The sequence below is a fragment of the Bradyrhizobium liaoningense genome, from assembly GCF_018130825.1.
Taxonomy (GTDB): domain Bacteria; phylum Pseudomonadota; class Alphaproteobacteria; order Rhizobiales; family Xanthobacteraceae; genus Bradyrhizobium; species Bradyrhizobium liaoningense_B.
On sequence record NZ_JAFCJS010000004.1, the window covers coordinates 180,265 to 202,210 of the forward strand.

Below are 21,946 nucleotides of genomic sequence, written 5' to 3' on the forward strand. Positions count from 1 at the left end.
CCAGGCGGAGCGTGCCCCTTTCCTGCAGGGCGGACTCGTCCCATATTTGCCTCATGGCGAAGAAACCCGCATCCTCCGAAAAATCCGGCAAATCTCCCAAATCCAAAGCACATCGGCCCGACGTGCAGCCGATCGGGCCGGCGCTGGCCGAATTGCTCAACCCTGCGATCAACCGCGGCGATGCCGGGCTTGGCTCGGGCACCGGCCTGCAGCCGCCGCCGGACAATTCGCGCGACCGCCGTGCCGGCGGCGAGGCCGCCGCGCATCGCGCGCGCGCCTCGACGCCGAAGGACTTCCCCAGCGACCGCCCGGCAGGACTGGACGAGGCGCCGCAGGCCAATTACGGCACCGCGGCCACGATCCCGACGCTCGATCCGGAACTGGCGCGGCAGCTCGGTCTGCCCACCGAAGAGGACGATGCGGAAGCGCTGGCGCGTCCGCCGCGCAACAAGATGGAGGCGCTCGGCGTCAAGGCGACCGCGGAGGCGCTGGAGTCGCTGATCCGCGAGGGCCGCCCCGAGTTCCGCAAGGACGACGGCTCCATGAAAGTGTGGACGCCGCACCGGCCGCCGCGCCCGGAGAAGTCCGAAGGCGGCGTGCGCTTCGAGATCAAGTCGTCCTACGAGCCGCGCGGCGACCAGCCGACCGCGATCGCGGAGCTGGTCGAAGGCATCGAGCGCAACGACCGCAGCCAGGTGCTGCTCGGCGTCACCGGCTCGGGCAAGACCTACACCATGGCCAAGGTGATCGAGGCGACGCAGCGCCCGGCCCTGATCCTGGCGCCGAACAAGACGCTGGCCGCCCAGCTCTATGGCGAGTTCAAGAATTTCTTTCCGGATAACGCGGTCGAATATTTCGTCTCGTATTACGACTACTACCAGCCGGAAGCCTACGTTCCGCGCACCGACACCTACATCGAGAAGGACTCGTCGATCAACGAGCAGATCGACCGCATGCGCCATTCGGCAACCCGCGCCCTGCTCGAACGTGACGACGTCATCATCGTGGCGTCGGTGTCCTGCATCTACGGTATCGGCTCGGTCGAGACCTACACCGCGATGACCTTCGCGCTGAAGAAGGGCGAGCGCATCGACCAGCGTCAACTCATCGCCGATCTCGTCGCGCTCCAGTACAAGCGCACCCAGGCCGATTTTACCCGCGGCACCTTTCGTGTCAGGGGCGACGTCATCGACATCTTCCCGGCGCACTATGAAGACCGCGCCTGGCGCGTGAACCTGTTCGGCGACACCATCGAGGCCATCGAGGAGTTCGATCCGCTCACCGGCCACAAGCAGGACGAGCTCGAATTCATCAAGATGTACGCCAACTCGCACTATGTGACGCCGCGCCCGACGCTGGTGCAGGCGATCAAGTCGATCAAGTTCGAGCTGAAGCAGCGGCTCGATCAGCTGCACGACCAGGGGCGCCTGCTCGAAGCGCAGCGGCTGGAGCAACGCACCACCTTCGACTTGGAGATGATGGAGGCGACGGGCAGCTGCGCCGGCATCGAGAACTATTCGCGCTATCTTACCGGCCGCCGCCCCGGCGAGCCGCCGCCGACGCTGTTCGAATACGTCCCCGACAACGCGCTGATCTTCGCCGACGAGAGTCATGTCACCATCCCGCAGATCGGCGCCATGTTCCGCGGCGACTTCCGCCGCAAGGCGACGCTGGCCGAATATGGCTTCCGCCTGCCGTCCTGCATGGACAATCGCCCGCTCCGTTTCGAGGAATGGGACATGATGCGGCCGCAGACGGTCGCGGTGTCGGCGACGCCGAGCGGCTGGGAGCTGAACGAGAGCGGCGGCGTGTTCGTCGAGCAGGTCATTCGCCCGACCGGACTGATCGATCCGCCCGTCGACATCCGCCCTGCCCGCACGCAGGTGGACGATCTCGTCGGCGAGGTCCGCGCCACCGCGCAGGCCGGCTATCGCTCGCTGATCACGGTGCTGACCAAGCGGATGGCCGAGGACCTCACCGAATACCTGCACGAGCAGGGCATCCGCGTCCGCTACATGCACAGCGACATCGACACGATCGAGCGCATCGAGATCATCCGCGATCTTCGCTTGGGTGCGTTCGACGCGCTGGTCGGCATCAACCTCCTGCGCGAGGGCCTCGACATTCCCGAATGCGCGCTGGTCGCGATCCTCGACGCCGACAAGGAAGGCTTTCTGCGCAGCGAGACCTCGCTGATCCAGACCATCGGCCGCGCCGCGCGCAACGTCGACGGCAAGGTGATCCTCTACGCCGACCAGATGACGGGGTCGATGGAGCGCGCCATTGCCGAGACCAACCGGCGCCGCGAAAAGCAGGTCGAGTACAACAACGCCAACGGCATCACGCCGGAGAGCGTGAAGAAGCAGATCGGCGACATCCTCAACTCGGTCTACGAACGCGACCACGTGCTGGTCGAGGTCGGCGGCCACGACATGACCGACGACGTCATTTCGATCGGCCACAACTTCGAAGCCGTGCTCGCCGATCTCGAAACGAGGATGCGCGAGGCCGCCGCCGATCTGAACTTCGAGGAAGCCGCCCGCCTGCGCGACGAAGTCAAGCGCCTGCGTGCCACGGAGCTCGCGGTGGTGGACGACCCCACCGCGAAACAGCGCGCCGTCGCCGGCAAGGCCGGCGCCTATGCGGGCACGAAGAAGTATGGCGACGCGGCGAATTTGCCGGTCAGCGCCATGAAGAAGAAAACCGTGAGCTCCGCACTGAAGGCCAGCGGCGGTGGCAGCGGCTCGAAAGTCCACAAGCCGCATCTCGACGAGATGCACGGCCCGGAATCTTTGCCCTATCGCGAAAAGCAGACGCTGCCGTCAAAGCCGTTCGGCGGCACCAGCCGGATCATCCAGCCGACGGACTCGCGGCAGTCGGGACCGGAGTTCGGGCCGGCGCCGAAGTCTACGGGCGGGGCGCCGGGAAGACGCGGGGGGTGGAAGAAGAGGTAGGTCGCGATAAGGCTACCTAATAGTAGGCGATATAATGCGGAGCCTCGACATTCGACAAGCCAAACGCGAAGTAATACTTCCGCGCAGCCGACCAAGCACGAACGAAACTGGGCATGCGCGCATCTGGCGCAAAGGTGCTGTTGTTGTAGACATATGATGAATACCAATCGCCGAATATCAACGACTTAGCGTTTGGTTGCGACACTTTATGTCCATGCGCCGCGATAATTTTATACCGCTTGGCTAACGCTTGTCTTATCGTGGAAACGAGCCATCCATCCAGCTCTGCGAGAGCGTCTTTCTCATCAAGCAAGGCATAGAAACCCATTAGGCCTTTCATTTTGGGAAGCCTGCTCCCCTTCTTGATGAACTGTTCGAGATTCTCCTCGGTCAAACCACCATACAGTACATTTCGAATCTCGCTTATGAGACCGATGAGATCCCAATCAAAGCCCGGACCCACCCTATTTAGATTCGGCCCGTGCGTTTCGATGTAGTGAACAAGATATAGATTTATTAGGCGCGATAACTTTCTCTTCAGTCGGAGCACGACGTCAGCGTGCATGAAGAGCCCACGCGCGGAAATGCCATAACCTAAGAACTTGAATTCTTTTAAAGTTCGAAACTCTTCCGGAACGTCCGACAATATCCAAATGCCGGGCGACTTCTTTTGATTGATCTTTAGGCCGCTTTTATCACAGTGAGCCACAAAAGCGTGGTATGCCTTCAGCGCGTCTTCGTAGCTGTAGCACAGCACGACGGTGTCATCGGCGTATCTTGAAAATTGACCATTGAGCGCCTCCAGCTCGCAATCGAGCGGATGGTTGGCGAGATTCGCCAAGCCCAAAGAAATTGCCGAACCTTGAGGCGTTCCATTGTCTCTATGCGTAAAAGCCTTCTTCGAATACGCAGACTTGTTCGCGTACCTGTGAGTTAAGAAGCTTATGATTACCTGCCGCTCCGCGTCCGATATTGTCACCATGCTACGTGAACGGAGGAGCTTTAATAGATAAGTATGCGGAATGCTGTCGAAGTAATTCTCGAAATCCAACTGAATCACGAAGTTTCGTTTGTTCAATATTGCCGATTTTATTTTCAGTATCGCGTCAAAAACGTTGCGGTCAGGCCGGTATGCATAGGAATTGCCAGACTGATTTTTCAGATTTCGCAACGTTAGCCTGCGATTGAGAACGCTCGCCACAGCAGAATCCGGAATGGAAAACTGCATTATGGGGCGCTTGCCTCCCGAGGCTTTCGGCACCTCAAATCGCAGGGCAGGTTGCGGCGCATACTGACCGTTCTGGATCTTCAACCAGATCGTCTTGGCAAGAAAATTAGCGTTGCGCTTGCAATAAAGCGGATCGAAATGTTTGTGAGGGTACGAAATTTTTGCGGAGCCGACCCCGCCGGGAATACCAGTCCTCTTTTCAAATTTTTCCGCATATTCAGCGGCCGTCTTCCGATTGAGCTCACCCCGCTCCAATATTTGCGTACTGAGTTTCTTTATCTTCTGCTTTATTGCGTTTTGCATATGGACAAATCAAAGAGAGGGCAGCGGATGGCCTTTGAGTTATGGGAGTCCGCCCCGCTTTCGCCAGACGTCGAAATGTTAGGTTGACCAACACTTCTCCACGGCTGTTGCCACAGCCGTTACTGCGGCCATCCGCCTAGGCATACTACGCCCTACCTCGCAACGTGCACTTCAAAGTTGTAGAATGCAATAGGTTGCTGATATTCTAACGGGGAAAAAATGACTGACCAAATAATCGTCTGGGATCTTGAGACGGCACCCGACGCCGAGGCTTTAGCGCGGGTGCACGGCCGCGACCAGATGTCGCCCGAGCAGGTCCGCCAAGCATTAGGCGGCGAATTCCCCAAGCTTCCGATTCACAGAATCGTTTGTATTGGGGCACTTATCGCTTCGCGATCAGATGAGGGGTGGAAGGTCGAAAGTCTTGGCGCCCCTCATATCGGGGAGAGGTCGGAGGAGGAACTGATCTCCTCCTTCATCGAAAGGATCCGAATCTTAAAACCTCAGTTGATTACCTATAACGGCGACACCTTTGACCTGCCAGTGCTACGATATCGCGCGATGCTACATCGGATCGACGGATCGGGACTGTATGCGAGGGCGTATTTTAATCGGTATGGAGAAGATGCACTTGATCTCTGTGATATACTCGCGTCTTATAATTCTCGAGCCAAGGTCAGCTTAGATCTTCTTTCCAGATCGCTCGGGCTCGGCGGTAAGCCGCCAACAATATCCGGTGCTAATGTTGCTCGCTATATTGAATCTGGACGAATTCAGGAGGTTGCAGATTATTGCGAAACGGATGTCGTCAATACATATCGCATATGGCTTTTGCTTGAAGTCTTCCGCGGAAGACTCTCGCGGGAAGCCTTAAAGGCAAGCGAAGATCAACTACGATCGTTTGTTGAGCCGCGCTTTGCTTTGAAACCCCACTTGCGCTCACTTATCGTATAATGCCGAGACCGAAGCTTGTCCTCACCCCATACTCGCCGCCACCACCGTCAGCATCAACACGATTGCCACGAGCTGCATCGACGCCGCCGGCGTGGGTGCGCCATTCAGCGATTTTTTCGGAGAGCGACAAGTTGAGGTCGAAGAAGCTTGGCTCGCTGCTTTGCAGCGCCCCGGAATGACGGCGAGAGATTACTCCCCCCTCACCCCAGGCTCGCCGTCACCACGGCCATCACCGACAGCAGCAGCACGATGGTCACGAGTTGGAGCGAGGCGACGGGCTGGGTGCGCCATGCCGTGATCTTGTCGGAGAGCGACAGATGGGCTTCGAAGAACTTTGGTTCGTAGACGGTCTTGAAGACGGCGGGGAAGCTCGGGCCGAGGGTTACAGCCAGCATCGCGTGGGCGAGCGAGGCGACGGCGACGAAGATGGCGACGCCGGGGTCGCCGACGAGGTCGTGATTGCCGACGAGCTTGAGCAGGAAGGCGGCGGTCGCGAAGGTCGGGAAGCTCTGCAGCGTCGCGGTCAGCGCGAGGCCTTCGAGCGCGTTATGCAGGCGGGACTTTCTCGCGGCGGCGATGGCGGCCATGGCACGTCTCCCTGATGACATGGGGATGACGATAGCGACGATGCCGGAGGGGTGATGTGAGATGGGTCACGCCCTGCCGGGCCCCTCTGCGGCCGCGGACAAATGAATGGCGTCAGAGCTGGCGGAAGAAGACGAGGTAGATCGCCAAGCCGACCGTCGAGAACGACAGCAGAACGCCAAGCCAATTGTATTTGACGCCCCGCGAGTGGAACGCGTTTCTCATGAAGCGAACGAGGAAACACAGGAACAGAATTGCGAGGACAAGGCCCCACAAGAACTTCCCGACGTCCATGGTCCCCTCGCTCGACTCAACCCCAGCGTTTGCAGCTGGAACTTACCATCGGGGCATGCCGGACAGAAGACGGTGAGGCACGGGGTTTTCCGTGCCTCTACAGCTTCCCCTGGCCGTTCACCTGGCCCTGCTGTTGCCGCTGCCTCTCCTGTTCCTTGGCGTGGTGCCTGCCGTAGAGACAGCCGGCGGCGGCGCCGAGGACGCCGTGATGGCCGGCATAGTGGCCGGCGACACCGCCGACGACGGCGCCCTTGATGCAGCCCTTGGCGTTGGCGGTGGAGCTGGCGCCGAGCATGAGGAGCGCGGCAGCCACGGTAAAAAGCGGGACTTTCATGGATCGATGTCTCCGGATGCGATGTCCTGACATCAACGGGTGTGAACGGATCCAGGTTCCCTTGCGTGAAACCCTGCAGGACGCGCCGGCCGATATGCACGCGGCGTCATCGCTGGGAACGCGAAGGCCGCTCGTTTCTTGCAGGCAAACAGGCACGCAACCCGCAATTGCCCCCCCATGAACCGGGCATTGCGCCCGCACGTCATAGTCTGCGATCACCCCTGTGTTCTTGCGGATTGAAGCACGCGCGGGCTGCGCGATAGCGTTCGCGGGTCATGGGCAATGAGGGCGGCGCGGCATGACGGTTGAATCGTTGAACAGGCAGCGCGTCGTGCATCTGCTCGATGCCTTCGCACGCGGCGACATCGAGGCCGCGCTGGCGTGCTGCACCGACGACGTCGACTTCCTCACCCACGCGCCGATCGACGTGCTGCCGCACATGGTGCCACGGCACGGCAAGCAGGAGCTGCGCGATCTCTGGCAGACGGTCTGGTCGCGCTATTCGGAAGTTCGCTACAAGGTGCCGCATATCCTCGCCGACGGCGACGAGGTCGCGACCTACATCCAGACCTATTTCAGGAAGCGCAGCAACGGCCGCATCGTGCAGTTCGACATGGCGGTGTTCTACACCTTCCGCGGCGGGCTGGTGGCGGAGATCCGCGAGATCATCGATTCCTACGATCTGGTGCAGCAGGTGCTGGAGCGCGAGATCGGGCCGTTGATCACGGGGGCGGGGGTGGATTGATTCTTCTCCCTCTGCCCGTTCTTACGGGGAGAGGTGAAGAGGTCCCGTTTGAACCTCCCTCCCCCTCGCCGAGACCCATCCCGGGGCGTTGTGCACGCCGGCTGGGTGATGGGCCGATGAAAGTTGTCTTGCTTGCTGTTTTGGGGCTGTTCCTGGGGACGCTGGGCGGGGCGGCGCTCGGCATCGGGGCCGGGCTAGCTTTCGTCGAAATCGCGCAAACCTCGAATTTCGAAGGGCAAAACGGCATGCTGGTGTTCTTCACCTTCATGCCTTTGGGCGCTGCGATCGGCGGAATCGGCGGCGCGGTGCTGTTCGGCCTGCTGGCGCTGCGGGGCGATACGATCGCCATCGAGCGGGAACCCGCGGTCCACGGGGATCGGTAGACGACCCCGGGGACCGGTAGATTACGGGGCTTTGTTGTAAATCTCACAAAGCACGCTCAATTGTGCATTGCGAAATTGTGAATTGCGTTTTGGCCGAAATCGGCTATTTCATTCGCATACAAATGAGTTGAGCGCCCCGGGGGCACCTTTACGGTGCATGGGGTTGTTTTCCGTTTTTTCTGCAAGCCAGCGTCAGGACTGCCCAAATGACAGAGCACAGCCTCTGGCGTTTCTCGCGCGCATTGCACCGTGCGATCAACGACCGGCATTTCGAGGATATCGAGGCCCTGATCGACGAGGACGTCGAGTGGGCGCTCTATGGCCCGATCGACATGTTTCCATTCCTCGGCGCGCGGCAGGGCAAGGACGCCGTGCTGGACGTCATCCGCCAGCTCGCCGACAATTTCCAGGTCCGCCGCTTCGACCGCGAGAGCATCATGCTGGGCGTGGACTCCGCCGCCTCGATGCTTCGCTATTCGCTGACGGCGCTTGATTCCAACAAGCCGATTTCCCTTCGCGTCGCTCAGTTCGCCCAGTTCAGGGCGGGCAAGCTCATCAGCATGCGGGTGCTGATCGACACCTTCGACCTGGTCGAGCAGGCACTCGGCCGCGCCATTCATCTTCCGAAGATGACCAGCGTCGGCTGAGGGGGACGCCAACGGGCCCCGCTTTCCGGGACCGGTGACAAGGCGACCGCGACGTCCTGGCCTCCAGCCCCGCCGGATGCCGTCGCAGGCAAGCCGTCATCGGGCGCGCGCCCTTCGCGCGGCCCGTTGGCTCGCGTCTCCAGGCGTCCAAAGGCGAGTCGCCACAATTTCGCAACGATAGGTGAGCATCCTCGCTGCGGAATGGCGCATTGCGGATGGCCGCACTATATTGGCGGCAGCGTGCGCTGGGGTTCGCGGGCAGGACGATGGAATTCTCGACAGGTTTTGGCTGGGCCAGGCTGCCGGTGCTGGCGGCCGCATTCATCTTGGGATCGGTGCTGACGGTCTCGGCGCAGATCATTCCGCCCTTCTCCCCACCCGCGGCCGCAGTGCCCGACGACGAAGAGGCCGAGACAGCGGAGGCCCCCAGCGTCAACGATCCCGACATCATGAAGGACATCGACGTCGACAAGCTCGACTGGAGCCAGCTCGCCATCGACGCCGGCACGCTCAACGACATCATCGCCGCCAAGAAGCGCGCGCAGGCCGCGGCCAGCAGCGGACTGAACTGGTCGTCGAACGCCAATGCCAACGGCTCCTCGGCGGTGACGGTGAAGCAGTCGGTGTTCGAATTCTGGGACACGCGGATCGGCGCCGACATGACGGTGGCGAGCGAGCCCAGGACCATGTCCGAGCTGCTGGCCCAGAAGGCCGCCAATGGCGGCAGCCTGCCGCAATCCTCCGGCAGCGCCTGGGCGACCGCGACCGCGCCGGGCGCGGGGGTGATCTGGGACAAGACCGCGGTGGAGGCCCGCGTCGATCCCGGCACCGAGCAGAGCAAGATCGGGGCGTCGCTGACCAAGTCGATGCCGCTGTCGGGCGATACGTCGCTGACGCTGCAGAACGGCTACAGCGTCAACCAGCAGGGCACCACCGCCGTCCCCGGCATCGGCGGCCACATCACGCGCAACTACGAGACGGATCAGACGGCCAAGGTCACCAACACCGACACCGGCACCAGCATCACCGCGGGCCAGATCCTGTCGACCACCGACGACAAATGGCTGCGCAAGCTCGGTGCCGAGCAAAAACTGTTCGACAACGTCACCGTCTCCGGCTCGGTCGGCGAGACCTCGCAAGGCGCGATCAACAAGAGCGTGACGGCGGGCTTCAAGAAGAGCTGGTGAGTGTGAGTTCGCCTCTCCCCGCGCGCGGGGAGAGGCCGGAATTTGCGATAGCAAATTCCGGGTGAGGGGGAGTCCCCGCGAGTCCAACTTTCACCGTCCCCGCGGAGACTCCCCCTCACCCCACCCTCTCCCCGCAAGCGGGGCGAGGGAACGAAGCACCGGCCGAGCCGCGCATTTACCTCGCCGCAGCCGCGTTCACACTCCCCTAACCATACGGAACCATACGCCACGTCAAAACCCCCGAATGGTCCCCCCTTGCCGCATCTCGGCCCCTTTGCTGTCAAAATCGGACGCCCTGATGCGAGCTGCCTTACAGACATCGTCGTGCGGGGGACACTCGCGCTGCGCTCAACGCGAACAGGGGAACAACGATGAACGCCATCCGTCCGGAAAAGATCGAAGCCACCGAGACCGAGACGGTCGACAACAATCTCGCCGCGGTCTCCGAGGTCGAGGCCGGCATTCGCGATTTCGTCCGCAACGACATCGCCTATCTGCGCCGTCCGGCGTCGACCACCGACGCGGCGCCGCTCGATCCGAGCGCGGAGGCCACCGTCACCAACGTCAACTCGCTGATCCAGCGCGTCGCCGGCACCTCGCTCGCCGAGATCGAGAATCTGATCTCCGAGCTCGAGAGCCTGCGTGACCTGCTGCATGCCGAAGGCCAGCGCGTCCAGCGCGAGATCTCCGGCTACGCCCAGCTCAGCCAGGCCGCGATGAAGTCGACCCGCATGATCGCCGACAACGTCGCGCAGTGGAAGCGCGCCGCCGACGGCCTGCGCAACAGCTGATCGCTGCCACGACGCATCATTGGCCGCCGCGTTCCCGGAAGGGAGCGCGGCGGTTTTGATTCATGGGGTGTGCGGGCGTGGAAGCGTGTGTCCGCACACTGTCTCACCAACACAGGTGTCATCACCCGCGAAAGCGGGTGATCCAGTATTCCAGAGACCGCAGTGATTGAGCCGACAGGCCGCGGCGTACTGGATGCCCCGTCTTCGCGGGGCATGACTGCGGAGGCTTTGAACCCTCCGCCCATCCCCGGCGACCAATGCCAAGCGCCCGTGCCGCCACGGCCGGGCTCAGGGGACATTCCAGATGGAAAGCATTCGGCCCGACACCACGGACCCCATACCGCTGCGGCCTGCGCCGAACCAGTTCGGCACGATCATGCTGCGCTTTGTCGGATTGCTGGCGGTTGCGATCGCGGTGCTGGCGTTCGTCTATAGCCGCTGAGGCGAGGCTGAGGGCCGCGGGACGTTAGCAGACCGTTACCGGTCCGCTTCCACGGTCGAGGCTTCCAGGGTGTAGCCACCGTCGGCATAGCCCTTCACCACCATGCCGGCGACAAGCATCACGGCCAGCGTCGCGGTCGCAAAGATAAATCCAACAAACTTGAGTGCGCCGCGGTCAGCCATGGTCCTCGTCCCCTGTCCTTTGTCTATTCGTTCAAATAGACAGCGACAGGTTCATAATTGGTTAGCAACTTGATGGTTCCGACAATTGCTTCGCGGTAACCATGTTGCGCAGGCTTATGGCAGCCGGTCCGAAACGCGTCCATAGCGCGCGGGCAACACTCGCGCACTCATTTGCCCCGTTCATCTTGGAACTGATCTAAGCCGTCTTTCGCAGCGGCACGAAGGCGCTGGCGGTGATGGAGTAGACCTCCTCGCCGCGCTGGTTGGTGCCGGTGGTGCAGGCCGTCAAAATGCCCCAGCCAGGACGCGAGGCGGAGGTGCGCTTGTCGATGACGACATTGACGTAACTAACCGTGTCGCCGGCGAGCACCGGCCTGATCCAGCGCAGGTCGCGAAAGCCCGGCGACGGGCCCCACACCGCGACCTCCTCGCCGCGCGAGGTGGCCTCGCGCGCCAGGCGTTGGCCATCGGCGACAAGCAGGCTCATGCAGGCCGAGCCGACATGCCAGCCCGAGGCGGCGAGCCCGCCGAACAGCGAGTTCTTGCCTTCCTCCTCGTCGAGGTGAAAGCGCTGCGGGTCGAACTTCGCGGCGAACGTCTTGATGGACTCCGCCGTGAACGTGTAGGCGCCGATCTCGCGGCGCTGTCCGATCGCGATGTCTTCGAAGAACCGCATCAGACCGCTCCCTCGCGCTGCTTGATCAGGATCGGTGAGGTCATCTCGGCGAGCGCCTGACCCGCAGCGTTGCGCGCGGTGCATTTGAACTTGACGATGCCGAGCCCAGGGCGGCTCTTCGAAACCCGCGCCTCCAGCACGTCGACGTCGAGCGTGAGATCGTCACCCGGCCTGAGCGGCGAGAGCCAGCGCACCTCGTCGACGCCCGGCGAGCCGAGCGAAGCCGCGCGGGTGATGAAACCGTCGGCCATCATCCGCATCATCAGCGAGCAGAGGTGCCAGCCCGAGCCGGACAGGCCGCGCAGCATGCTCTTCGCAGCGGCATCCTCGTCGAGGTGCATCGGCTGCGGATCGAACTCGGCGGCGAAGGCCAGGATCTCGTCGCGGGTGACATGGCGCGGGCCGAACGTGCCGAACCGGCCGGGCGGGAAATCTTCGAAGGTCAGGGTCATCTTGGGATTGCTAGCGGAAATGACAGATTGTGGCCGCACTTTGCGGCAATCTCAACCCGCCGGCCCGCATGGCTCGTGCTACATACGGGGGATCGGCCTGATTTGAGTCGGATCAATCCGACGGCCGAAGCCCGATTTGGAGTCCCGGTTTGCCTTGGGGAGAGCAATGTTTTCATTCAGCGACCTGTTCCAATGGGACCGCTTCATCACGCCGACGATCATCAAGACCTTCTACTGGCTGGTGATCGCGCTGATCTGCCTGTTCGGCCTCTCGGGCATCTTCTCAGGGCTGGCTGCGATGGCGATCAGCCCGTTCGGCGGCTTCCTGGTGCTGCTGTCGTCGATCGCGAGCGTCGTGGTCGGGATCGTGTTCTCGCGCATCGTCGCGGAGCTGATCCTGATCGTCTTCCGCATCAACGAGCATCTCGGCGCGATCAGGGACCAGGGCGGCGGGATGCGGTGAGGACGGAGCAGGTGCCGTAGGGTGGGCAAAGCGAAGCGTGCCCACGTCTTCCGTCGCGATCTTGGATGGATGGTGGGCACGGCGCGATGCGCCTTTGCCCACCCTACGGCACCGATGTTGGTGCCTTACGTATTGAACCGGAAATGCATCACGTCGCCGTCGGCGACGACGTATTCCTTGCCTTCGAGGCGGAGCTTGCCGGCATCGCGGGCGCCGGCTTCGCCGCCGAGCGCGACGTAGTCCTCATACGCGATCGTCTCGGCGCGGATAAAACCCTTCTCGAAGTCGGTGTGGATCACGCCGGCAGCTCCTGGCGCCTTGGTGCCGCGATGGATGGTCCAGGCGCGCGCCTCCTTCGGGCCCACCGTGAAGTAGGTGATGAGCTGGAGCAGCGAGTAGCCGGCACGGATCAGGCGGTCGAGGCCGGCTTCTTCGAGGCCCAGCGTCTCCAGGAAGTCGGCGCGCTCTTCGCGCGAGATCGTCGCGATCTCGGATTCGATCTTGGCGGAGATGACGACGGCGACCGCGCCTTCCTTCGCCGCCTGCTCCTCGACCGCCTTGGAGAAGGCGTTGCCGGTGGCGGCCGAGCCTTCCTCGACGTTGCAGACATAGAGCACGGGCTTGGACGAGAGCAGGCCGAGCATCGAGAAGGTACGCTCCTCCTCGGCCTTGCGCTCGACGAGGCGCGCGGGCTTGCCCTCGCGCAGCAGCACCAGGGTGCGGTTGACGAGGTCGAGCTGCTCCTTGGCGTCCTTGTCGTTGCCCTTGGCTTTCTTGGTGAGGTTGTCGACGCGCTTCTCGAGGCTGTCGAGGTCGGCGAGCATCAGCTCGGTCTCGATGGTCTCGATGTCGGCGAGCGGGGCGATCTTGCCCTCGACGTGAGTGATGTCGGAATCCTCAAAGCAGCGCACGACATGCGCGATGGCGTCGACCTCGCGGATGTTGGCGAGGAACTGGTTGCCGAGGCCTTCGCCCTTGGAAGCGCCACGCACGAGGCCGGCGATGTCGACGAAGGTCAGCCGGGTCGGGATGATCTGGCCCGACTTGGCGATCGCCGCGAGCTTGTCGAGCCGCGGATCGGGGACGGCAACCTCGCCGACATTCGGCTCGATGGTGCAGAACGGATAGTTCGCGGCCTGCGCAGCGGCCGTCTCGGTCAGCGCATTGAACAAGGTCGACTTGCCGACATTGGGCAACCCGACGATCCCGCATTTAAATCCCACGAGCGTTATTCCTTGCCGTTCTCGTCCTTGGTCAAAAATCCCTTCGCCTGCATGGCAAGATGCACCCTGTTGGCAAAGGTCGCGTCCGTGCCCTTGGCGATCAGCGCGGCATGCTCGGCGACCGCGTCGCAGAGCGTCGCCACCCATTCGTTGTCGGCCTTGGCGAAGTCCGACAGCACGTGGCCGTGCACCATTTCCTTGACGCCGGGATGACCGATGCCGAGCCGCACCCGGCGATAGTCGTTGCCGATATGCGCCGAGATCGAACGCAGGCCGTTATGGCCGGCGATGCCGCCGCCGATCTTCACCCGTACCTTGCCCGGCGGCAGTTCGAGCTCGTCGTGAAACACGGTGACGTCGCCCGGCGCGATCTTGAAGAAGCCTGCCGCCTCCTGCACCGAGCGACCGGAGTCGTTCATGTAGGTCGTGGGCTTGAGCAGGATCACGCGTTCAGTGCCCAGCGAGCCCTCAGAGGTCTCGCCCTGAAAGCGACGGCGCCACGGCGAGAAGCTGTGACGCCGCGCGATTTCGTCGACGGCCATGAAGCCGATATTGTGCCGGTTACGTGCGTATTTCGCGCCGGGATTGCCGAGCCCAACAAAGAGTCGCATGACGCGGCGCGCCCCTCGCTCGGCGCGCGGCTAGGGACCGCGCGCCAGCTTTGAGAGATTACTTCTTCTTGTCGCCGCCGGCGGGAGCCTTGGCAGCCGCCGCCGGAGCAGCAGCACCCGCAGCCGGAGCAGCGGCAGCCGGAGCAGCAGCACCCGCGGCCGGAGCCGCACCACCAGCAGCAGCTGCAGCCGCAGCCTTCTGCTCTTCGGCGTAGCCGGACGGCGGCACGATGGTGACGAGGGTCGCGTCCTCGCGGGTCAGCGCCTTCACGCCGGCCGGCAGCTTGACGTCCGACAGATGCAGCGAGTGACCGATTTCCAGCGAGCCGACGTCGGCCTCGATGTACTGCGGGATGCTCTCGACGCCGCATTCGAGCTCGATGGCGTGGGCGACGATGTTGACGGTGCCGCCGCGCTTCACGCCCGGGGAGCCTTCCGCCTTCACGACGTGCAGGGGAACGCTGATGCGGATGGTGGCGCCTTCGCCGAGCCGCATGAAGTCGACATGGATCGGGAAGTCCTTGACCGGATCGAGGTGGTAGTCGCGCGGAATCACGCGGTGCTTCTTGCCCTCGAGATCGATGTCGACCAGCGTGGTCAGGAACCGGCCGGCGAGGATACGCTGGCGCAGTTCACGATCTTCGATCGAGATCGTGACGGGGGGCTGGTTGTTGCCATAGATCACTCCGGGCACTCTCCCGGCGCGACGCTCAGCCCGGGCGGCCCCCTTGCCGCTCTTCGGACGTGCGGTCGCCTTCAATTCCTTGACGGTCGTCGCCATGTCGTTAAGTCCTTGTTTTTGCAAAAGTTAATGGGCCGCAGCGCGGCCCATGGCATAGTCCGCAGCAAGCCTCCAGGGGTGCGGGGGCCACGAACTGGCGGGCTTTTACCCGGAAGATGCGGAAATGACAAGGAGAATGGGCGGTTGCCCCGGGTTCCTACCCTCCCCTGGAGGGGGAGGGTCGATGCGCATGCAGCGAAGCGGAATGCGCAGCGGGGTGGGGTGACAGTCTCTCCAATGAGGCGGTGCCCGAGTGGAGAGATCACCCCACCCCGGCGCTACGCGCCGACCCTCCCCCTCCAGGGGAGGGTAAGAGCCGTTCGGCCGTCCTATGCCCCCAGCTTGGCCTCCAGCGCCGCAATGCGCGCCTTCAGGGCCTCGTTCTCCTCGCGGGCGAGGCGCGCCATGTCCTTGACCGCCTCGAACTCCTCGCGCTTGACGAGGTCCATGTCGCGCAGGAATTTTTCGGCTTGGGTGCGCATCACCGTGTCGAACTCGCGCTTGACGCCCTGGGCCGCACCGGCCGCGTCGTTCATCAGGCGGCCGATCTCGTCGAAAAACCGGTTGCTGGTCTGGGTCATGTCGGTCTCCTGGCGGCCTTGCGATAAACTTTGCGCGAACACTCGAAAAGACAATGGCAATCCGATTGGGCCGGTTCAAGAGCGAAGCGGCGGTATCCTTGTCATGCCCCGGTTTCCTTGCAATCGTATTCAACGTCCCGGCATAAGAAGAATCAGAAGGCGCACGAGATGATCGACCAGCAGATCGCGATCCCCACCAAGGACGGCCACACCGCAACCTTCATCACCCATCCCGAACGCGGCGGACCGTTCCCGGTCATCCTGTTCTACATGGATGCGCCGGCGATCCGCGAAGAGCTGCGCGACATGGCGCGCCGGCTCGCGACATCGGGCTATTACGTGATGCTGCCGAACCTCTATTACCGCTCCGGCGTGATGGAGCTCGGCGCGTTGCCGGCCGACCCGAACGCGCCCGAGCGCAAGCGCATGTTCGCACTGATGGGCTCGCTTACCATTCCCATGATCATGGACGACACCCGCGCCCTGCTCACCTATGCCGAGGGCCAGGCGGCCGCGAACACCAAAATCGTCGGCGCAGTCGGCTATTGCATGAGCGGCCGCTACGCCATCAACGCCGCCACGCACTTCCCCGACCGCGTCAAGGCCGCGGCCTCGGTCTACGGCACGCAGCTCGCGACCGACCAGGAGGACAGCCCGCATCTCGCCGCCGGCAAGACCAGGGCCGAGCTCTATTTCGCCTGCGCCGAGACCGACATCTACGCGCCCACGGAGATCATCGAAAAGGTCAAGCAGGGCATGAGCGCGGCCAAGAACGGCGCCAAGGCCGAGGTCGAGATCTATCCCGGAACGCATCACGGTTTTGCCTTTCCCAAGCGTCCGGTCTACGACCGCGACGCCGCCGAGCGGCACTGGGAGCGGCTGCTGGCGCTCTATCGCCGCAATCTCGTCTAGACATAGAAGGCGTGATGCCCTTTCTGCTCATCGACTTTCCCTCATTCAGCCCAATCGCGCTCCAGATCGGGCCGTTTGCGATCCGCTGGTATGCGCTCGGTTATATCTGCGGGATCACGTTCGGCTGGCTCTATGCCCGCGCGCTGATCAAGAACGACAGGCTGTGGGCCGGCTCATCGCCGATCAGCCTGGTGCAGATCGACGATTTCATCTTGTGGGTGACGCTCGGCATCATCGTCGGTGGCCGCACCGGTTACGTCCTGTTCTACAATCTGCCCTTCTTCATCGAGCACCCGGCCGCCATCTTCAGATTGTGGGAAGGCGGCATGTCCTTCCATGGCGGCTTCCTCGGTTGCGTCGTCGCGGTGATGTGGTTCGCCCGCAAGAACCGCATCTCGATCCTGTCGCTCGGCGACATCACCTGCGGCGTTGCGCCGATCGGCATCTTCCTGGTGCGGTTGACCAACTTCATCAACGGCGAATTGTGGGGCCGCGCTGCCGACCCAAGCCTGCCCTGGGCCATGATCTTTCCGACCGGCGGTGACGTGCCGCGCCATCCGAGCCAGCTCTATGAAGCGGGCATGGAGGGGCTGCTGCTGTTCATCGTGCTCGCCGTGATGATCCGCCGCGGCGCCTTGAAGCGGCCGGGGCTCATCCTCGGCAGCTTCATCCTGATCTACGGCCTGGCCCGGATCGTCGGCGAGCATTTCCGCGAACCGGACGTCCAGCTCGGTTACCTCTGGGGTGGATTAACCATGGGCATGCTGTTGTCGATCCCGATGCTTATTGTCGGCGGCATACTTATTGTATTGGCAGTCAGGCGCGGTGCGCCGAAGCCGATCGAGGCCGTTCGTTAATTCATTTCGAGAAAGTACGCCGTGACCGACCAGCCGCTACTCAACGAGATCAAGGCGCTGATCAAATCCTCAGGCCCCATGCCGGTCTGGCGGTACATGGAACTGTGCCTGATGCATCCGCGCTATGGCTATTACGTCTCGCGCGATCCTTTGGGACGTGAGGGCGACTTCACCACCGCGCCCGAGGTCAGCCAGATGTTCGGCGAGCTCCTGGGCCTGTGGACCGCCTCGGTATGGAAGCAGATGGGCTCGCCGCAATTTTTGCGGCTGATCGAGCTCGGCCCTGGCCGCGGCACCATGATGGCGGATGCGCTGCGCGCGCTCCGCGTGCTGCCTCCGCTGTATCAGGCGCTCCACATCCACATGGTCGAGGTCAATCCGGTCCTGCGCGAGCGGCAGAGTGCGACGCTGGCGGGCGTGCGCAACATCGCCTGGCACGACAGCATCGACGACGTGCCGGAAGGACCGAGCGTCATCCTCGCCAACGAATATTTCGACGTGCTGCCGATCCACCAGATGGTGAAGGGCGAGCACGGCTGGCACGAGCGCGTGATCGAGATCGACCCCAACGGCAAGCTGCAGTTCGGCGCGGCGTCCGAGCCGACGCCGCGCTTCGACGTGCTGCTGCCGTCCTTGGTGCGCGCAGCCCCCGTCGGCGCCGTGTTCGAATGGCGGCCGGACGGCGAGATCATGAAGCTCGCCACCCGCGTGCGCGACCAGGACGGCGCGGCCCTGATCATCGATTACGGCCATTTTCGCAGCGATGCCGGCGACACCTTCCAGGCCATCGCGCGCCACACCTTCACCGATCCCTTGAAGGCGCCGGGCCAGGCCGACGTTACCGCCCATGTCGACTTCCAGGCGCTGGCGCGGGCAGCGGAGGATGTCGGCGCCCGCGTGCACGGCCCGGTGACGCAAGGAGACTTCCTCAAGCGCGTCGGCATCGACACTCGGGCCGCCGCCCTGATGCAGAAGGCGACGCCGGAGGTCGCCACCGACATTTCGGTTGCGCTGAAGCGCCTGACCGACACGGGACGCAGCGGCATGGGCTCGATGTTCAAGGTGCTCGGCATCTCCGAGCCGCGGCTGACGGGCATTGCCGGCCTCAGCGATCTCGAACACGCCGGAGGACATTGATGACTCTCGCCTCGTCGCTGCTGTCGGCGGTTCCCGGCCTGCGCCATGCCTTCTTCACCCGCGAGGGCGGTGTCTCCGGCGGCATCTATGCCGCGCTGAACGGCGGGCTCGGTTCCAATGACGATCAGGCCCTCGTCGCGGAGAACCGCCGCCGCATGGCCGAGCATGTCGGTGTCGCGCCGGAACGTTTCATCAGCCTGCACCAGATCCATTCGCCCGACGTGCTCATCGCCGAAATGCCGTGGCCGAGCGGTCCGCGGCCGAAGGGCGACGCGCTGGTGACGAAGACGCCCGGCATCGCGCTCGGCGTCTCCACCGCCGATTGCGGGCCGGTGCTGTTCGTCGATCCCAACGCGCGCGTGATCGGCGGTGCGCATGCCGGCTGGAAGGGCGCGCTCACGGGCGTGCTGGAGTCCACGATCTCCGCGATGGAGAAGCTCGGCGCCACGCGCGGCGGCATCATCGCCGCGATCGGCCCGTTGATCCGACAGGAGAGCTACGAGGTCGGCAACGAGTTCGTCGCGCGCTTCATCGAGGCGGACGCGGACAACGCGGTGTTCTTCATTCCCTCGGTGCGCGAGGGCCACGCGATGTTCGACCTCGCCGGCTTCATTCGCAAGCGGCTAGAGGCGGCCGGCATCCTGATGATCGACGACCTCGGTCTGGACACCTACGCCGACGAGCGCTTCTTCAGCTACCGCCGCTCGGTGCATCGCAAGGAGCCGGATTACGGCCGGCACGTTCACGCGATCGCGCTTGAAGCGTGAACACAAGAGCAACCTCGTGTCATTCCGGGGCGTACCCCGGACCGGATGACAGTGGTCTGTATCGCCTCCGCCCTAGACGTTAATGCGTTTTAACGATATCGCTGCCCTCCATAATGAGGGACGCGTCGTTCATCTTGGGCCGTGCGGGTTCGCGCGTGCTGGCGGTCATGCTGCTGGCAGCGGCGGCCGCGCTTGGCGGCTGCGCCGGCGGCGGCAACGCCGCCAACTCCTATGCGATGGCACCGAGCACCGGCTCGGGAGCGACGGTCGCGTTCGAATCCATCGATGGCCCCCCGCCGCAGGTGTTCGACCGCATGGTCGGCGTGCTCGACAGCGAATCCAAGCTGCGCAGCCTGTCCGTGGTCTCCCGCGAGGGAACGGCTGCCTACCGCGTGCGCAGCTACCTCTCCGCCCAGGTGGTGCGCGGCAAGACCGTGATCGCCTGGGTCTGGGACGTCTACGACGCCAACCAGCAGCGGGCGCTGCGTCTCTCCGGCGAGGAACCGACCTCCGCCAAGGGCGGCCGCGACGCTTGGGCCGCGGCCGACGACCTCGTGCTGCGGAAGATCGCCCAGGCCGGATTCAGCGGACTTTCCAACATGATCAACGGAACGCCGGAGGCCCCGGGTGCGGCTCCCGGCCTGCGCGGACCGGCGGTGGCGAGCGCGATCAAGGAGGGCCCGGTGTCTGACCTGCCGGCCTCGGCGCTCGGCTATGCCGAGTGATAACCCCCGCTAAACCACGGGCCCAGTTTGCGGCCAAGCCGTTGGCCGGACTCAGGATTTCAAAGGGAAAACGTAGCATCCCGGGTTGCCATTGCGGCCCCCGGCCTGATATTTCCTCGCCCGTCGTAACCGTGCTTCCAGTGGGTATTTTCTGATGTTGAACGTCGTATCCAGCAAAGCGCGGGAGGAAGCGTCCATGTCGGCCAAGAACGGCTCCATCAAGCTTGTCGCCGGCAACTCCAATCCGGCTCTCGCGCAGGCCATCGCGCAGGGCCTCAACATGCCGCTGACCAAGGCGGTGGTCCGGCGCTTCGCCGACATGGAAATCTTCGTCGAGGTCCAGGAGAACATCCGCGGCTCGGATGCCTTCATCATCCAGTCGACCTCGTTTCCGGCGAACGACAATCTGATGGAGCTGCTGATCATCACCGACGCGCTGCGCCGCTCCTCGGCGCGCCGCATCACCGCAGTGATCCCCTATTTCGGCTATGCCAGGCAGGACCGCCGTTCCGGCTCGCGCACGCCGATCTCGGCCAAGCTCGTCGCCAATCTGATCACCCATGCCGGCGTCGACCGCGTCATGACGCTCGACCTTCATGCCGGCCAGATCCAGGGCTTCTTCGATATCCCGACCGACAATCTGTTCGCCGCCCCCCTGATGGTGCGCGACATCCGCGAACGTTTCGACCTCGGCAAGGTGATGGTGGTATCGCCCGACGTCGGCGGCGTGGCCCGTGCCCGCGGCCTCGCCAAGCGCATCAACACCCCGCTCGCCATCGTCGACAAGCGCCGCGAGCGTCCGGGTGAATCCGAAGTCATGAACGTGATCGGCGACGTCTCCGGCTACAGCTGTATCCTGGTCGACGACATCGTCGATTCCGGCGGCACGCTGGTGAATGCGGCCGACGCGCTGATCGCCAAGGGTGCCAAGGACGTCTACGCCTACATCACCCATGGCGTGCTCTCCGGCGGCGCGGCCGCCCGCATCGCGGGCTCCAGGCTGAAGGAGCTCGTGATCACCGACTCGATCCTGCCGACCGAAGCGGTGACCAAGGCGCCGAACATCCGCACGCTGCCGATCGCCAGCCTGATCTCGGATGCGATCGCGCGCACCGCCGCAGAAGAGTCGGTGTCGAGCCTGTTCGACTAGTTTTTTCCGGTTCCGGAAGGTCTCGTAGGGTGGGCAAAGGCGCGACGCGCCGTGCCCACCTTTTCTTTTTGCAATGAGGGTGGTGGGCACGCTTGCGCTTTGCCCACCCTACGGCACCTAGCTCGCCTCTGCCTTCGCGCTCACCACTTCCGCAAACGACTTGAAGAACTCACCCGCCAGCTTCGTCGCGGTCGAGTTGATCAGCCGGGCGCCGAGCTGGGCGAGCTTTCCACCGATCTGGGCGTCCACGCCATAGTGCAGCACCGTCACCTCGGCGCTCTCGGATTCCAGCCGCACCGCGGCGCCGCCCTTGGCGAAGCCGGCCACACCACCGGAGCCCTCGCCCGAGATGCGGTAGGAGTTCGGCGGATCGAGATCGGACAGCGTCACCTTGCCGCTGAACGTCGCCTTCACCGGGCCCACCTTGAAGATCACGGTCGCGGTCATCTCGTTCGGACCGGTCACCTCGAGCGACTGGCAGCCGGGGATGCACTGCTTCAGCACAGCGGGATCGTTCAGCGCTGCCCAGACCTGTTCGCGTGGAGCGGGGATGCGCTGGCTGTCGTTCATCTGCATGACGGG

The 21,946-nt window shown here is 63.5% G+C and carries 27 protein-coding genes; 15 read left to right on the plus strand and 12 right to left on the minus strand.

The features are described from left to right. Positions 1 to 53: 53 nt before the first annotated feature. Positions 54 to 2,954, plus strand: coding sequence for an excinuclease ABC subunit UvrB (gene uvrB / locus JQ603_RS19475; protein WP_212341783.1), 2,901 nt, complete (start codon positions 54 to 56; stop codon positions 2,952 to 2,954). 16 nt (positions 2,955 to 2,970) lie between these two features. Here uvrB and JQ603_RS19480 read toward each other — a convergent pair whose 3' ends face one another. Then, positions 2,971 to 4,485, minus strand: a complete 1,515-nt coding sequence (locus JQ603_RS19480) for a reverse transcriptase domain-containing protein (protein ID WP_212341784.1) — start codon at positions 4,483 to 4,485, stop codon at positions 2,971 to 2,973. A 219-nt stretch (positions 4,486 to 4,704) separates the two neighbouring features. Here JQ603_RS19480 and JQ603_RS19485 point away from each other — a divergent pair, with 219 nt between their 5' ends. Further along, positions 4,705 to 5,439 (plus strand): ribonuclease H-like domain-containing protein, encoded by a 735-nt coding sequence (locus JQ603_RS19485; RefSeq protein WP_212341785.1) that lies wholly within the window; start codon positions 4,705 to 4,707, stop codon positions 5,437 to 5,439. A 200-nt stretch (positions 5,440 to 5,639) separates the two neighbouring features. Here JQ603_RS19485 and JQ603_RS19490 read toward each other — a convergent pair whose 3' ends face one another. The 3 genes from JQ603_RS19490 to JQ603_RS19500 all read right to left on the minus strand — a co-directional run bounded on the left by JQ603_RS19490 (position 5,640) and on the right by JQ603_RS19500 (position 6,652). Then, positions 5,640 to 6,026, minus strand: coding sequence for a hypothetical protein (locus JQ603_RS19490; protein WP_212341786.1), 387 nt, complete (start codon positions 6,024 to 6,026; stop codon positions 5,640 to 5,642). A 112-nt stretch (positions 6,027 to 6,138) separates the two neighbouring features. Beyond that, positions 6,139 to 6,318, minus strand: a complete 180-nt coding sequence (locus JQ603_RS19495) for a hypothetical protein (RefSeq protein ID WP_211404503.1) — start codon at positions 6,316 to 6,318, stop codon at positions 6,139 to 6,141. A 97-nt stretch (positions 6,319 to 6,415) separates the two neighbouring features. Beyond that, positions 6,416 to 6,652 (minus strand): hypothetical protein, encoded by a 237-nt coding sequence (locus tag JQ603_RS19500; RefSeq protein ID WP_212341787.1) that lies wholly within the window; start codon positions 6,650 to 6,652, stop codon positions 6,416 to 6,418. Between the two features lie 298 nt (positions 6,653 to 6,950). Between JQ603_RS19500 and JQ603_RS19505 the strand changes: the two genes are divergently transcribed. From JQ603_RS19505 to JQ603_RS19530, 6 genes are all read left to right on the plus strand, one after another. Beyond that, positions 6,951 to 7,397 carry a nuclear transport factor 2 family protein gene (locus JQ603_RS19505; protein WP_212341789.1) on the plus strand — a complete coding sequence of 149 codons (447 nt, stop codon included), beginning with the start codon at positions 6,951 to 6,953 and terminating at the stop codon, positions 7,395 to 7,397. A 116-nt stretch (positions 7,398 to 7,513) separates the two neighbouring features. Next, positions 7,514 to 7,780, plus strand: a complete 267-nt coding sequence (locus JQ603_RS19510; protein WP_212341791.1) for a hypothetical protein — start codon at positions 7,514 to 7,516, stop codon at positions 7,778 to 7,780. Positions 7,781 to 7,986: 206 nt separating this feature from the next. Beyond that, entirely contained in the window at positions 7,987 to 8,427 is a 441-nt protein-coding gene (locus JQ603_RS19515; RefSeq protein ID WP_212341793.1) for a nuclear transport factor 2 family protein, read from the plus strand. Between the two features lie 266 nt (positions 8,428 to 8,693). After that, positions 8,694 to 9,614 carry a hypothetical protein gene (locus JQ603_RS19520; RefSeq protein ID WP_212342441.1) on the plus strand — a complete coding sequence of 307 codons (921 nt, stop codon included), beginning with the start codon at positions 8,694 to 8,696 and terminating at the stop codon, positions 9,612 to 9,614. 371 nt (positions 9,615 to 9,985) lie between these two features. Next, positions 9,986 to 10,405 (plus strand): hypothetical protein, encoded by a 420-nt coding sequence (locus tag JQ603_RS19525; RefSeq protein WP_212341795.1) that lies wholly within the window; start codon positions 9,986 to 9,988, stop codon positions 10,403 to 10,405. A 304-nt stretch (positions 10,406 to 10,709) separates the two neighbouring features. Continuing rightward, complete coding sequence (locus JQ603_RS19530) at positions 10,710 to 10,847, plus strand: hypothetical protein (RefSeq protein WP_018648329.1); 138 nt, start codon at positions 10,710 to 10,712, stop codon at positions 10,845 to 10,847. Positions 10,848 to 10,882: 35 nt separating this feature from the next. On the opposite strand, the gene JQ603_RS19535 is transcribed toward JQ603_RS19530, so the two are convergent. The 3 genes from JQ603_RS19535 to JQ603_RS19545 form a co-directional block, all read right to left on the minus strand. After that, positions 10,883 to 11,029: a hypothetical protein gene (locus JQ603_RS19535; protein ID WP_212341797.1), complete on the minus strand. Its 147-nt coding sequence runs from the start codon at positions 11,027 to 11,029 to the stop codon at positions 10,883 to 10,885. Positions 11,030 to 11,225: 196 nt separating this feature from the next. Next, complete coding sequence (locus JQ603_RS19540; RefSeq protein ID WP_212341799.1) at positions 11,226 to 11,705, minus strand: MaoC family dehydratase; 480 nt, start codon at positions 11,703 to 11,705, stop codon at positions 11,226 to 11,228. Next, positions 11,705 to 12,157, minus strand: a complete 453-nt coding sequence (locus tag JQ603_RS19545; protein WP_212341801.1) for a MaoC family dehydratase — start codon at positions 12,155 to 12,157, stop codon at positions 11,705 to 11,707. Before JQ603_RS19545 ends, JQ603_RS19540 begins: the two co-directional genes overlap by 1 nt. 166 nt (positions 12,158 to 12,323) lie before the next feature. Here JQ603_RS19545 and JQ603_RS19550 point away from each other — a divergent pair, with 166 nt between their 5' ends. Continuing rightward, positions 12,324 to 12,620 carry a DUF4282 domain-containing protein gene (locus JQ603_RS19550; RefSeq protein WP_018648333.1) on the plus strand — a complete coding sequence of 99 codons (297 nt, stop codon included), beginning with the start codon at positions 12,324 to 12,326 and terminating at the stop codon, positions 12,618 to 12,620. 125 nt (positions 12,621 to 12,745) lie between these two features. On the opposite strand, the gene ychF is transcribed toward JQ603_RS19550, so the two are convergent. The 4 genes from ychF to JQ603_RS19570 form a co-directional block, all read right to left on the minus strand. Beyond that, complete coding sequence (gene ychF, locus JQ603_RS19555; protein ID WP_212341803.1) at positions 12,746 to 13,843, minus strand: redox-regulated ATPase YchF; 1,098 nt, start codon at positions 13,841 to 13,843, stop codon at positions 12,746 to 12,748. 5 nt (positions 13,844 to 13,848) lie between these two features. After that, positions 13,849 to 14,454 carry an aminoacyl-tRNA hydrolase gene (gene pth / locus JQ603_RS19560; RefSeq protein ID WP_212341806.1) on the minus strand — a complete coding sequence of 202 codons (606 nt, stop codon included), beginning with the start codon at positions 14,452 to 14,454 and terminating at the stop codon, positions 13,849 to 13,851. A gap of 58 nt (positions 14,455 to 14,512) precedes the next feature. Then, positions 14,513 to 15,235, minus strand: a complete 723-nt coding sequence (locus JQ603_RS19565; protein WP_211414290.1) for a 50S ribosomal protein L25/general stress protein Ctc — start codon at positions 15,233 to 15,235, stop codon at positions 14,513 to 14,515. A gap of 329 nt (positions 15,236 to 15,564) precedes the next feature. Further along, entirely contained in the window at positions 15,565 to 15,816 is a 252-nt protein-coding gene (locus JQ603_RS19570; RefSeq protein ID WP_212341808.1) for an accessory factor UbiK family protein, read from the minus strand. 168 nt (positions 15,817 to 15,984) lie between these two features. Between JQ603_RS19570 and JQ603_RS19575 the strand changes: the two genes are divergently transcribed. The 6 genes from JQ603_RS19575 (at position 15,985) to JQ603_RS19600 (ending at position 21,364) form a co-directional block, all read left to right on the plus strand. Further along, the gene (locus JQ603_RS19575; RefSeq protein ID WP_212341810.1) at positions 15,985 to 16,728 is read left to right on the plus strand and encodes a dienelactone hydrolase family protein; all 744 of its coding nucleotides are present in this window, start codon (positions 15,985 to 15,987) and stop codon (positions 16,726 to 16,728) included. 14 nt (positions 16,729 to 16,742) lie between these two features. Continuing rightward, positions 16,743 to 17,585 carry a prolipoprotein diacylglyceryl transferase gene (gene lgt / locus JQ603_RS19580; RefSeq protein ID WP_212341811.1) on the plus strand — a complete coding sequence of 281 codons (843 nt, stop codon included), beginning with the start codon at positions 16,743 to 16,745 and terminating at the stop codon, positions 17,583 to 17,585. A gap of 21 nt (positions 17,586 to 17,606) precedes the next feature. Then, the gene (locus JQ603_RS19585; RefSeq protein ID WP_212341813.1) at positions 17,607 to 18,722 is read left to right on the plus strand and encodes a class I SAM-dependent methyltransferase; all 1,116 of its coding nucleotides are present in this window, start codon (positions 17,607 to 17,609) and stop codon (positions 18,720 to 18,722) included. Further along, positions 18,722 to 19,489, plus strand: a complete 768-nt coding sequence (gene pgeF / locus JQ603_RS19590; RefSeq protein ID WP_212341815.1) for a peptidoglycan editing factor PgeF — start codon at positions 18,722 to 18,724, stop codon at positions 19,487 to 19,489. The genes JQ603_RS19585 and pgeF overlap by 1 nt, the downstream gene beginning before the upstream one ends. Before the next feature lie 113 nt (positions 19,490 to 19,602). Beyond that, on the plus strand, positions 19,603 to 20,214 hold the full coding sequence (locus tag JQ603_RS19595; RefSeq protein WP_212341817.1) for a hypothetical protein: 612 nt from the start codon (positions 19,603 to 19,605) through the stop codon (positions 20,212 to 20,214). Positions 20,215 to 20,410: 196 nt separating this feature from the next. Continuing rightward, positions 20,411 to 21,364, plus strand: a complete 954-nt coding sequence (locus tag JQ603_RS19600; protein ID WP_212341819.1) for a ribose-phosphate pyrophosphokinase — start codon at positions 20,411 to 20,413, stop codon at positions 21,362 to 21,364. Between the two features lie 117 nt (positions 21,365 to 21,481). Here the strand turns inward: JQ603_RS19600 and JQ603_RS19605 are convergent, their stop codons facing one another. Beyond that, complete coding sequence (locus JQ603_RS19605) at positions 21,482 to 21,940, minus strand: SRPBCC family protein (RefSeq protein ID WP_212341821.1); 459 nt, start codon at positions 21,938 to 21,940, stop codon at positions 21,482 to 21,484. Between the last annotated feature and the right edge of the window lie 6 nt (positions 21,941 to 21,946).